Origin of the sequence: Aquibium microcysteis, assembly GCF_014495845.1 — a bacterium.
Lineage (GTDB): Bacteria > Pseudomonadota > Alphaproteobacteria > Rhizobiales > Rhizobiaceae > Aquibium > Aquibium microcysteis.
This window is the reverse complement of sequence record NZ_CP061080.1, coordinates 5534960-5546467: the sequence shown is the minus strand read 5'-3', so window position 1 is coordinate 5546467 and position 11508 is coordinate 5534960. Positions and strand designations below refer to the sequence as shown.

Sequence of the window (11508 nt, the reverse complement as noted above, 5' to 3'; positions counted from 1 at the left end):
CGCGGGCGGGCAGGCATTTCCTCGGAGCGGAGTTCGAGCAGAAGATCGGGCATCAGAGCACCTCCACCCGCATGCCGGTTCCCGTCTTGCGCGTCCTCGCGCCTGCGGCGCTGCGGGCGCGCGGGCGGGCCGGTATTTCCTCGGAGCGGAGTTCGAGCAGAAGATCGGGCATCGGATCGGTTCTCGGGCGCGGGAGTGTCAGGCGTGCGCTCTAGCAACTCCGTCCGCCGCTGTCACCAGCGCGCGGGCGCGAGGGGTTTTCGTCGCGCGCCGTGGTTGGCACAATGGCTGCGATCGGCGGTGACGACGGGCGGGAGCAGACGATGACGGAATGGCCGAGGGGCAAAGGCGTGGGGCGGCTGGTGCGGATGCTGGCCGCGGCCATGATCGTGACCCTCGGCCTTGCCGTGCCGCAGGCCGCGGCGGCTCCCGCCTGCGCCGACCTGGACGCCGCGGTGCTGCGCGACGCGACGCGGGTGGCGATCGAGGCGGAGGCACCCGTGCGCGGCGGCGCGCCGTTTCGCCTGACGTGGAGCGTGCCGGCGCCGGGCTGCGAGGGAGCGGCCTTCCTGGTGGTCGACCTTCCGGAGCGCGTCAGGCTGTCGGGCGAAGGCTTCATGGCGCTGGCACCCGGGGAGCCGGCGCCTTTCGGGATCGGCCATGCCTCCGACCGGCTGCGCCTCTTCGTGCCGCTGCACCTGGCGGAGGCACGGCGCGGCTCGGCGCTGGTGACGCCCTTCCTCACGGGGCCGATGACGGCGGGGTGGGCGCTGGCGGTTCCCGGCAGGCCGGCGACGGCTGCCGGCGCGCTCGACCGGACGGTCGCGCCGGGCGAGCCGAAGATCGTCGTGCAGGACAGTTTTGCAGCCGACACCCCGGTCGAAAGCCGGGCCAGCGCGGACGGAGAATATACGCTCTCGGTGTTCGACGGACACTTCCGCGTGACGGACGCGACGACGGGGGCGCAGGTGATCGCGGCGGAGGGGTACCGGCCGACCTTTTCGCCCACGGGGCGCTTCCTGCACTGGTTCGGCGACATGGCTTCGCAGCTGCGGGTCTTCGACCTCGTGTCGGAGAGCATGGTGCTCGAACTCGACCCGGAGGGCGTGGGCGGGCGCGGCACCTTCGTGCAGGGCGTGCAGTGGTCGCCCGGCGACAGCTTCATGCTCGCCGCCTACGAGGCGGCCGGAGCGATCGGCTTTCTCGAAACGCTCACCGGCCGCGGCTACCGCTACCTCGCGGAAGGCTGCGGCGCGTGCGACCCGACCGAAGAGGCCGTGGTGGACGTGGAGATCGACAACACGCTGGTGCGCATGGGCTCCTACGATCCCGAGGTCGCCTACAGCCTGATCTTCGATCGCATGCTGACCGACGCGCGCGATCCGGACGAGCCCTTCACCGCCGCGGATGCGGCGGCGCATGTGGTGGCACCCCGACCGACGCTCGGCTCGGCCGGGCGCGGCCTTGCGAGCTGGCGCCTGAACGGCGGTCCCCGGGCGAGCCTGTCGCCGCTCGACGGGGTGCCGCTGCTCCTGGACGAGGCCGGCGACGGCAGACCGGAGGCGAGCGCGCCGGACGTGGCGGCCGCCGCCGCGGACGGGACGGTGCTGCGGGCGGCGGCGCGGCTGCGGCCCGTCGAACGCTTCAACCGGGCGAGCCGCATCGCCGACCGGCTGCGGGCGCTGGGCCTCGGCTATCGCGGGCAGGCGCCGCTCGCCTTCGACCGCCTGACCTTCGAGAGCATGAAGGACGATGCCGGCGACGAGGCGGAGTATCGCGTCGCGTCGGGATCGGCCGCGCAGGCGCGGCGGCTGGCCGATGCAGCGCTGGCGGCACGCTTCGACGCGGCGGCGGCGACGCTGACGATGCATCCCGACCTCGACGCCGCCTGCACCACGGTCGGCCGCAGCTCGGAAGCGCGTGTCTGGAGCCTGACCTACCAGGGCCGGCTGCGACAGATCGTACAGTTCCACTGCTACGTCAGCACCGGCGCCTTTCCCGAGGGGGCGGCCTCCCTGCTGGAGGAGAGCGGGGGCGAGGTCGCCGTCACGCTGATCGGACAGACGCTCGACGGCGACATGCTGGCTTTCGACCCGCGCTATGCCGACAATCCAGAGATGCTGGCCGATGCGGAGGACGCGGGGGACGCGCCGGACGAGCTTCTCGACATGACCTTCCACGACGAGCTGCGGGTGTTCCGCCCGGACGAGCGGCACCTGGCGCTGCTCAACAGCCGCGGCGAACTGGCCCTGCTCGACCTGGCGGATCGCTCCGTGACGTTTCGCCAGGCCCGACTGGAGGGCTTCGCCAACGTGGCGGAGATCGCGCTGTCGGACGACGGGCGGCATCTCGTGCAGATCAACGCCGACGGACGCTTCTTCGTGCATGCGATCGGCTCGGGCGCAGCGGTGCTCGCGGGGCGCTTCGTGGACGACGAGGTGGTGGCCTACGGCAGCGGCTTCCGCTTCGAGGCGACGCCGGAAGGCGCGCGCCACGTGCATCTGAAGTTCCCCGGCGACCGCAACCTCTACGAGCTCGCGCAGTTCGGCGGGGTGCTGGCGGCGTCGGGGCTGGTGGAGGAGACCCTGCGCGGAGGCGCCCGCCCCGGCGCGGCCGCACCCGGCATTCCGCCGCGCCTGACGCTGCGGGCGCGCGCAGGCGCGACGAAGGGCGAGGCCATCTTCGAAGCCGTAGCCGAGGGCGAGGCCGACCTGGCGCGGCTGACCCTCTTCCGCGACGGCCGTCCGGTGGAGGCCGTGCCGCTGTCGGGCCGCACGGCCGCGGTGGAACGCCGCGTGACCCTTTCGCCGGAAACGCGCGTCGTCTCGGCGCGGGTTCTCGACGCGCGCGGTCTCGCGAGCCTGACGGTGGACGTGGCGGTCGGGGAAATCGAAGGACAGCGGCCGGTCGACGGTCCCGCGCAGGCCCGCGGCCGGCTGTTCGTGCTTGCGGTGGGCACGGACCGGTACGACGACCCGGCCATCGGGACCCTGCGCTATGCCGTCCAGGACGCCCGCCGCTTCGCCGCCGCGGCGGCAGCAGGATCGCCCTATTATGCCGGCGTCGAGACGGAGGTGATCGCGGACGCGGCCGAGCTGGCGGCATTGCTGCCTTCGAGGCTCGACGTGATCGCTGCGCGCATGGGGCCGGACGACACGCTGTTCCTGCACGTGGCCGGGCACGGGCTGGTGGACGAGGCCGGTGCCTTCCGGCTGGCCGACCGGGGGACGCGGCTCGACGGGCTGGCGCAGACGGCCATCGGCATGGACGATCTCTCCGCCGCGCTGCGCCGGCTGCCGGGCCGGGTGTTCGTGTTCCTCGACGCCTGCCATTCGGGTGCGGCCGGCACGGCGAGCAACGACGCGGCGGTGGACGGGCTGCTGTCGCAGGGCGCTGCGGCCGTGGCGGTGATCTCGGCCTCCAAGGGCCGCCAGTTCAGCCTGGAGGGACCCCGCTTCGGCGGCGGTGCCTTCACGGCGGCGCTGGCGGCGATCTTCTCGGACCGGGCGACCGCAGACGCGAATGGCGACGGCGCGCTGGACTTCGACGAAGTCTACCGCGCGCTGAAGCGGCGGGTGGTGACGGAGACCGGCGGGCGGCAGACGCCCTGGATCGCGCGCAGCGGTCTCGCCGGAACCGCGCCGCTTCTGTGAGCGCGGACCGCCCCGGTCAGTAGACGCCCGGCAGCAGGCGCTTCGTGCGGGCGGCGTAGGCGTCGTAGTCGGCGCCGAAGGCGGAGCGCATCATGGCTTCCTCGCGGCCGGTGCGCAGCGCGTAGAGCAGCGTCACGGCGAACAGCCCGGCGAGACCGGCGAACCAGTTGGCGACGAGCAGCGCCTGCATGATGCCCCAGAGGAAGAAGGAGGCGTACATGGGGTGGCGGACATGGGCGTAGACGCCGCCGGTGACGAGCCGGTGGCCTTCGCGCAGTTCGAGGCTGACCGACCAGTTGCGGCCGAGATCGCGGTGGCTGCGGCGGAAGAGCCACAGGAACGCGGCGCCGGCGGCGATGCCGAGGACGAGCGGCACGAGGCCCTGCGGCCGGTCGCCGATGCCCTGGAACAGGCCGAGCCGCCAGGCGACCGGCAGGACGGCGAGGCCGAAGACGCAGTCGACGAGCAGGGCTATGTCGAGCGTGTCGCGCCGGTCGTCGCGGGTGCGCAGCCTGCGGGCGCGGCGCATGGCCGGCCAGCGCAGCGCCACCCAGCCGATCAGGAAGGCGAGCCAGACCCAGAAGGAGACGTCGCGCATCAGTGCTTCTCCGTTGCTCAGGACGTCTCCGGCCGGCGCGGAACGAGGCTGCCCCGGATCGACGCGTGGATCGGATGCGGCCCGCAGCACATCATGAAGAAGTCGTAGCGGTCGTGCTTCGTGTTGGCCGAGATGAACTGGTAGTGCAGCCGGAAGACGTTGAAGCGGATGCTGCGGTAGAACGCCTTGTCGAGCATGGACCTGAAGCGAACCCGCCGGACGAAGGGAAAGGGCGTCGTCCGCGGGTTCGGGATACCGGCCAGCGCCAGCTGGTCGCAGCGATAGAAGTTGATGATGTCGGCGACGGCCTGGAAGTCGCCCCAGTCGACGCCGGGATGGGCGACGAGACCGCGCAGGCGCTCGCGCGAGCCTTTCGCGGCGGGATGCAGCGTGATCTTGGGTCCCGTCGAACCGACGGTCAAGAGCGTGAAGGCGGGCGCTTCGCCCCGCGCGGCGACGCGCGCCGCATAGGCTGCCGCGACGTCGAGGATGATCGCGCCGCCGGTGGAGTGGCCGACGAGCACCACCTCCTCGTACCCGCCCGCAAGGACCCGCTCGTCGATCGCGCGCGCCCACACGGCGATGCGCGCCTCCATGGCCGGCCGCCTGCCGCGCAGCCATTCGCGGCTGAACGACCAGAGGTCCATCAGGTGGAAGAGGAAATAGCGGCGCGCCAGCCGGCGGATCAGCAGGACCGCCAGCGCGGCGCCGAGGAGCGCGCAGACCACGCCGGCAGCGGGAACGGGAACGGTTCTGCCGAAGCGCCAGACGAGAAAGCCGAGCAGGACCGGGCCGACGATGCCGAGCAGGGGATAGAGGAAATAGAGCGCGAAGCGCCAGTTGGCCGCGAAGAAGCGGAACATGGTGCCGGTCGCGACGTAGTCGAAGAACGCGGCGAGCCAGCGGACGACGCGCGTGGCGAGCGGTCGCGCGCCATCGGCCATGACGATGTCGTCGTAGTCGAGGAGCACGAAATCGGTGCGCGTCGCGCGGGAAGCGGCGCGGCAGTCGACCGACGCCGACGCGACGTGGCCGGCGCGGTCGAAGGCGACCGGGCCGAGCGTGGCCTCGACCGACCAGCAGGCGGCGAAGCGGGCGAGTTCCTTGCCGAAGCGCGCGAAGAAGCGGCCCGCGTCGTTGCGCTCGTAGCCGCCGACGTGGAAGACGGCGCGGCGTGCGACGGCGTGACGCGTCATCGGCGGTCCGGGTTCGGCAAAGGCGGTCATGGCGTCATCTTCCGCAGGCGACGGTCGGGCGCCAGAGGCCCCTTCCCGCTCTATGGACGATTCCGCCCGCGACCGGAACAGCTTTTCTCCGAGCCATGGACGAGGGATCAGTCGAGGACGGGCGCAGCGGGATCGAACAGCCGCTGGCCGACCCCCCTGACGACGGCATACGCGGCCGGCATCGGTCCGAAGCACAGCATCGGATAGTCGTAGCCGTAGCGCCGCGTGTTGGCGGACACGAACTGGTAGTGGATCCGGAAGACGCTGTGCTTCATCGCCGCGTAGAAGGCCGGATCGACCATGTCGCGGATACGGGTTTCGTAGACGAAGGGGAACGGCCCGGCGCGCGGGCTGGGCACCCCGGAGAGAACCATCGGATCGCAGCGGAAGAAGTTGATCGGGTCGATGAGCGCCTGGACGTCGACCCACTGGACGCCGTCCTGGCCGGCGAGATACCGCAGCGTCGCGCGGGCCGCTTCGGCGCGCGGATGCATGGTCACCATCGGCGCGGTGGATCCCACCGTGAAAACGTGGAAGGCAGGAACCCCGCCGGCCGCGGCGACGCGTGCCGCGTGACGGGCCGCGAGGTCGAGGACGAGCATGCCGCCGAAGGAGTGCCCAACGAAGACCACCTCGTCGAACCGGCCGTCCGCCAGCCGGTCCCGCACCACGTCCGCCCAGGCCTCGAGCCTGCGCTCGAAGGCCGGAGCGCGGCCATGCGCGACGTCGAAGGCGGCGATCCACAGGCCCTTCACGTGGAAGAGCAGCAGCCTGCGGGCGAGATGGCGCAGTGTCGCGAGGGCGGCGGCGAGACCGAGCACGACGGCGGCGGTTCCGGCGCCGGGAACCGGCACGGCGCGCACCGCCGCGAAGACGAGACAGCCGAGCAGGAGCGGCATCGACCAGCCGATGACGGGATAGAGGAAGAAGAGGCCGAAACGCCAGTTCGCCCGGAAGAAGCCGGACGCGGTTCCGGAGGCCACGTAGTCGGCAAAGGCGGCCGCGTATTCCCGCAGGCGGCGTCCCGCCGGGCGCGCGCGCTCGGACGCGACGAGGTCGTCATAGTCGAGAAAGGTCAGCTCCGTCTCGGTGCGGCGGAACCCGTCCTCGTAGACGACCGTGGCGGAGGCCGCCTCGGGCCGGACCGGGACGACCGGGCCGAGGGAGGCCGAGACAGACCAGCACGAGCGGAAGCGCTCGAACTCGCGCTCGAGGCGGCCGAAGAAGGCGCCGGCGTCGTTGCGCTCGTAGCCGCCGACGTGAAACACGGCGCGGCGCGCGACGGGGCGGACATGCGATGGCCCGGATACTTCCGCAGCGCCGCTCATCGGATCATCCACCGGCCATCGCGAAGGGGCACCCGGGAAGCCCGGCGTCAGGCCGCCAGGCCGCCGGCTTCGGTCTTCAGGAAGGCCTCGCCGCAGGCCTTGGCCAGGTTGCGGACCCGCAGGATGTAGCTCTGGCGCTCGGTGACCGAGATGACGCCGCGCGCGTCGAGCAGGTTGAAGGCGTGGCTGGCCTTGATGCACTGGTCGTAGGCCGGCAGGACGACGCGGTGCCGGCCATGGTCGTCGTTCGCCGGGGCACCCGCGGCGAGCAGCGCCCTGCACTCCTTCTCCGCGTCCTCGAAATGGCGGAACAGGATCGAGGTGTCGGCATGCTCGAAATTGTGGCGGGAGTATTCCTGTTCGGCCTGCAGGAAGACGTCGCCATAGGTGACCTTCTCGTCGCCGTCGCGGCCGTTGAAATTCAGATCGTAGACGTTGTCGACGCCCTGGACGTACATGGCGAGACGCTCGAGGCCGTAGGTCAGTTCGCCGGCGACGGGGGAGCATTCGATGCCGCAGACCTGCTGGAAATAGGTGAACTGCGAGACTTCCATGCCGTCGCACCAGCACTCCCAGCCGAGCCCCCAGGCGCCGAGGGTGGGGCTTTCCCAGTCGTCCTCGACGAAGCGGATGTCGTGGCGCAGCGCATCGATGCCGATCGCCTTCAGCGAGCCGAGATAGAGCTCCTGGAGGTTGGACGGGTTGGGCTTCAGGATGACCTGGTACTGGTAGTAGTGCTGCAGGCGGTTGGGGTTCTCGCCGTAGCGGCCATCCTTGGGGCGGCGCGAGGGCTGGACGTAGGCGGCCTTCCACGGCCGCGGCCCGAGCGCGCGCAGCGTGGTGGCGGGATGGAAGGTGCCGGCCCCCACCTCCATGTCGTAGGGCTGCAGGATGACGCAGCCATACTGCGCCCAGTAATCGTGGAGCGTGAGGATGAGCCCCTGGAAGGAGCGTTTCGGGTCGAGATGGGGGCTCGGGGTCACGTCGCGCCTTTCGCGATGGGGGCGGTGGTCCGCCGGTCCTATTCCGGGCATCCGGCAGCGTCAAGATTGCGGCCCCCGCGCGGCGGTCCTCGCGGATCGCGGCGGTCCATTGCCGTCGCGCATGCAGACGACTACATCGGAGAGACGGCGGGGGCCGCGAAACGGGAGCGCATCGATGAGAAGACTTCACCACCTGGCCTTCGCCGGTCTCCTGGCCGCCGGGGCCGTCATGGCTTCGGCAGCGGCGCAGGCCTCCGAACGCTTCCCGAACGCCGGCGGCGGCCGCGACATGGTGTCGGGCTATCTGTGCGTGGGCACCGACTGCGACACGCTGCGCCTGCCGGGCACGGACTGCCTGTGCACCAAGGACAATCCGGCGCAGATGGACTTCCGCAAGCTCGAGCTCACCTGCGTCAGGAAAGAGAACCGCAAATGGGTCGCCTGCCCGATCCAGCCGCGGCCGGGCGAAGTGATCCGCGGCAACTGAGCCGCGCCCTTCACGGGTGCGGGCGACGGCGGCTGCGCAAGCCGGCGCGCCCGCCGCACCTCAGGGCGTGGGCAGCACCAGTTCCTGGCCGGGGCGGATGGCGTCTGCCTTGCCGCGCAGGCCCGGATTGAGCCGGAGGATCTCGCGGAAACGCTCGCCATCGCCGAGCTTTTCCACCGCGATCGACCAGAGCGACTGGCCCGGCTGCACGACGTGGCGGGCCGGTACGGCCGCCGGAACGGGCTTCGGCGCGGCCGCCTGCGGGATCACGACCTGCGGGATCTCGGCCTTCTGCTCTTCCTTGAGAGGCGCTTCGGCGGCGGGTAGGCCTTCCACCAGCTTGCGCTGGACGGAGGCGAGCACCGTCGCGTCGGGCTTCAGATCCCGGGCGTGGGCCCACTGGAAGGTGGCTTCCAGGCGACGGCCGACGCGCCAGTAGGCATCGCCGAGATGGTCGTTGAGGACCGGATCGTCCGGCTTCAGCGAGACGGCGCGCTCCAGCTCGGTGACGGCCTCCTCGAAACGGCCGAGGCGGTAATAGGCCCAGCCGAGGGAATCGACGATGTAGCCGTCGTTCGGGCGCAGCTCGACCGCGCGGCGGATGAGGTCGAGCCCTTCCTCGAGGTTGATGCCCATGTCGACCCAGGAATAGCCGAGATAGTTCAGCACCTGGGGCTGGTCGGGAAAGAGTTCGAGCGCCTTGCGGAAGTTCGGCTCCGCCTTTTCCCATTCCTTCAGCCGCTCGTAGGCGATGCCGCGCTGGTAGAACAGGTTCCAGTCGGCGCGGCTGGGCTCGTCGATGCGCTGGAGGGCCCGGTCGTAGACGGTCGCCGCGTCGCGGTACTCCTCCTTGGCGGCATGGACGCCGCCGAGCGCCAGATAGGCGCGCATGTCGTCCGGATCCTGCTCGATCAGCGCGCGCAGATGCGCCTTGGCCTCGTCGCGGCGGTCGAGATCGGCGAGGTTCAGCGCAAGCTGGAGCTCGGCGATGCGCTTGAGCGGCGAGGCGGCCGGCACGTCGCCGTAGAAGCCGATCGCTTCGGCCGGCCGGTTCTGCAGTTCGGCCACCTGGCCGAGCTGGACCAGCACGCCGTCGAGCCGCGGCGCGAGCGCGCGCGCATATTGCAGATAGAGCCGCACGAAGGACTCGCCGCCGCCGCGGTTGAGCGCGGCGCCGAGATTGTAGAGCGCCTCGGCTGCGCCGTCGGCGGTGCTGGCGATCAGCGGCTCGACGGTCTCGCCCGCCTCGATGGACTTGCGCAGCATCACGATGGAGGGTCGGTTGGCGGCGAAGGCATCGGCCTGGTCGAGGACGGCGAGTGCCTCGTCCCTGCGGCCCTCGCGCGCCAGCATGCGGGCGTAGGCCTCGGCGGCGCGCAGCCAGGTCTCGGGCGCAGCGGCGCCGGCGGCCTGGTTGGCGACGGTTTCGGCATAGGCGGCGGCCGCGACGTCGCGCAGGCCCGCGGCCTGTGCGATCAGGGCACGGTGGTAGCCCTTGAACAGCGTGTACCATTCGGGGCCCTGCAGTTCCTGGAGCTGGTCCAGCGCGAACTGCGCGTTGCCCTGGCCGAGATTGGCCCAGCCGGTCATGAGGCCGACGATCAGGCGATCGAGATCGGAGGCGAGCGCGAGCTTGAGCAGGTTCTCGGCGGCGGCGTGATCCTGCTTGCGGAAGGCATCGACGGCCAGCGCCAGGCGCGAGAAGCGCTCGACTTCCGGCACCGTCTTCAGCTTCTCGGCATAGGGCAGCGCGCGGTCGAAATGCCCGCGGGCGATGAGGGTGAGCATGACGCTCTGCTGGATGGCGAGATTGTCGCGGTCGAAATCGAGCGCGCGCTCGTAATAGGCGATCGCGGAATCGAAGTCGTTGTCGGTCTCGGCCGTCCGCGCCGCGAGCACGGCGCCGGAGAAGGAGCCGACCCGCACGGGGGGCTGGGATTCGACGGTGCCCGCCTCCTGCGAGGCGAAGGCCGCGCCACCACCGAGTGCGCAAGCCACGGCGATCGCGGAGGCGATCAGCCGAGTTCTACCAAAACGCTGCATGCTTTCCCTTCCTGCGCATCGCGCCAGACCGGATTCGCCATGGACGACGAGCATGGCCTTTTTGGGGACGCACTTCAATGCGCCAACCGATCACCACGCCGCGAGGCCACCGATGCGGCGGCCCTTCGCGGTGCGGCGCGGTCAGTTCACCCGGCTGATGCAGAAATCGATGACCTCCAGCAGCGCGTCGCGCTGCGGCGTGGCGCCCAGCGGTGCCAGCGCGTCGGCGGCGATGTTGCCGAAATGGCGGGCGCGGCTGATCGTCTCGCCGATGGCGTTGTAGCGCGTCATCAGGCCCATGGCCTTTTCGAGCGCCGCATCGTCGTTGACGCCGTCCTCGATCGCGGTCTTCCAGAAGGCGCGCTCGGCGGCCGTGCCGCGGCGGTAGCTCAGGATGACCGGGAGCGTCACCTTGCCTTCGCGGAAATCGTCGCCGGTGTTCTTGCCGAGGTCGCGGGCATTGCCGCCATAGTCGAGCGCATCGTCGATGAGCTGGAAGGCGAGGCCGAGATTGGTGCCGTAGGAGCGCAGCGCGGCCTGTTCGGACCGGCCGGCCTGGGCGATCACCGGCCCGACCTCGGCGGCTGCCGAGAACAGCGCGGCGGTCTTGGCCTTGATGACGGCCAGATACTCGTCCTCGGTGGTCTCGAGGTTCTTGGCGGCGGCCAACTGCCAGACCTCGCCCTCGGCGATGACGGAGGCGGCGGTGGCGAGGATCTCCAGCGCCTTCAGCGAGCCGACCTCGACCATCATGCGGAAGGCCTGGCCGAGCAGGAAATCGCCCACCAGCACGCTCGCTTGGTTGCCCCAGACCATGCGCGCGGTCTGCTTGCCGCGGCGCATGTCGCTCTCGTCGACGACGTCGTCGTGGAGCAGCGTGGCGGTGTGCATGAACTCGACGCTGGTGGCGAGCTTGACGTGGCCGTCGCCCGCATAGCCGAACATGCGCGCGGCCGCGAGCGTGACCATGGGGCGCAGGCGCTTGCCGCCCGACGAAATGAGGTGGTTGGCGATCTCGGGGATCATCTCGACGTCCGAGCCGGCCTTCGACAGGATCAGCTCGTTGACGCGCGACATGTCGGCAGCGGTCAGGTCCACCAGCGGCTTGACCGAGGCCTGTCCCTTCTTGCCTTCATCGAGTGAAACGACGACGCCCACTGAAGCTTCTCCATTCCATCGCCGTTGCGGCG

At 70.8% G+C, this 11508-nt stretch carries 8 protein-coding genes; 2 read left to right on the top strand and 6 right to left on the bottom strand.

Going from position 1 to position 11508, the window contains the following annotated elements; translation table 11 throughout:
• The first annotated feature begins 323 nt into the window (after positions 1–323).
• On the top strand, positions 324–3653 hold the full coding sequence (locus IAI54_RS26100; protein ID WP_187969949.1) for a caspase family protein: 3330 nt from the start codon (positions 324–326) through the stop codon (positions 3651–3653).
• Positions 3654–3669: 16 nt separating this feature from the next.
• Here the strand turns inward: IAI54_RS26100 and IAI54_RS26095 are convergent, their stop codons facing one another.
• The 4 genes from IAI54_RS26095 to IAI54_RS26080 all read right to left on the bottom strand — a co-directional run bounded on the left by IAI54_RS26095 (position 3670) and on the right by IAI54_RS26080 (position 7788).
• On the bottom strand, positions 3670–4251 hold the full coding sequence (locus IAI54_RS26095) for a protein-S-isoprenylcysteine O-methyltransferase (protein WP_187969948.1): 582 nt from the start codon (positions 4249–4251) through the stop codon (positions 3670–3672).
• A gap of 17 nt (positions 4252–4268) precedes the next feature.
• Positions 4269–5477, bottom strand: coding sequence for a lipase (locus IAI54_RS26090; RefSeq protein WP_187969947.1), 1209 nt, complete (start codon positions 5475–5477; stop codon positions 4269–4271).
• A gap of 107 nt (positions 5478–5584) precedes the next feature.
• The gene (locus IAI54_RS26085) at positions 5585–6805 is read right to left on the bottom strand and encodes a hypothetical protein (protein WP_187969946.1); all 1221 of its coding nucleotides are present in this window, start codon (positions 6803–6805) and stop codon (positions 5585–5587) included.
• Between the two features lie 47 nt (positions 6806–6852).
• Positions 6853–7788, bottom strand: coding sequence for a glycine--tRNA ligase subunit alpha (locus IAI54_RS26080; protein ID WP_187969945.1), 936 nt, complete (start codon positions 7786–7788; stop codon positions 6853–6855).
• Between the two features lie 175 nt (positions 7789–7963).
• Between IAI54_RS26080 and IAI54_RS26075 the strand changes: the two genes are divergently transcribed.
• A complete protein-coding gene (locus tag IAI54_RS26075) occupies positions 7964–8275 on the top strand; it encodes a hypothetical protein (RefSeq protein WP_187969944.1) in 312 nt (103 codons plus the stop codon).
• 60 nt (positions 8276–8335) lie between these two features.
• On the opposite strand, the gene IAI54_RS26070 is transcribed toward IAI54_RS26075, so the two are convergent.
• Both IAI54_RS26070 and IAI54_RS26065 read right to left on the bottom strand, forming a co-directional pair.
• Positions 8336–10318 carry a tetratricopeptide repeat protein gene (locus tag IAI54_RS26070; protein ID WP_187969943.1) on the bottom strand — a complete coding sequence of 661 codons (1983 nt, stop codon included), beginning with the start codon at positions 10316–10318 and terminating at the stop codon, positions 8336–8338.
• A 141-nt stretch (positions 10319–10459) separates the two neighbouring features.
• Positions 10460–11476: a polyprenyl synthetase family protein gene (locus IAI54_RS26065; RefSeq protein ID WP_187969942.1), complete on the bottom strand. Its 1017-nt coding sequence runs from the start codon at positions 11474–11476 to the stop codon at positions 10460–10462.
• Positions 11477–11508 lie beyond the last annotated feature (32 nt).

Coding starts and splice junctions, on each gene's coding strand:
- IAI54_RS26100 (WP_187969949.1), top strand. CDS start 324: ATGACGGAATGGCCGAGGGGCAAAGGCGTGGGGCGGCTGGTGCGGATG.
- IAI54_RS26095 (WP_187969948.1), bottom strand. CDS start 4,251: ATGCGCGACGTCTCCTTCTGGGTCTGGCTCGCCTTCCTGATCGGCTGG.
- IAI54_RS26090 (WP_187969947.1), bottom strand. CDS start 5,477: ATGACCGCCTTTGCCGAACCCGGACCGCCGATGACGCGTCACGCCGTC.
- IAI54_RS26085 (WP_187969946.1), bottom strand. CDS start 6,805: ATGAGCGGCGCTGCGGAAGTATCCGGGCCATCGCATGTCCGCCCCGTC.
- IAI54_RS26075 (WP_187969944.1), top strand. CDS start 7,964: ATGAGAAGACTTCACCACCTGGCCTTCGCCGGTCTCCTGGCCGCCGGG.
- IAI54_RS26070 (WP_187969943.1), bottom strand. CDS start 10,318: ATGCAGCGTTTTGGTAGAACTCGGCTGATCGCCTCCGCGATCGCCGTG.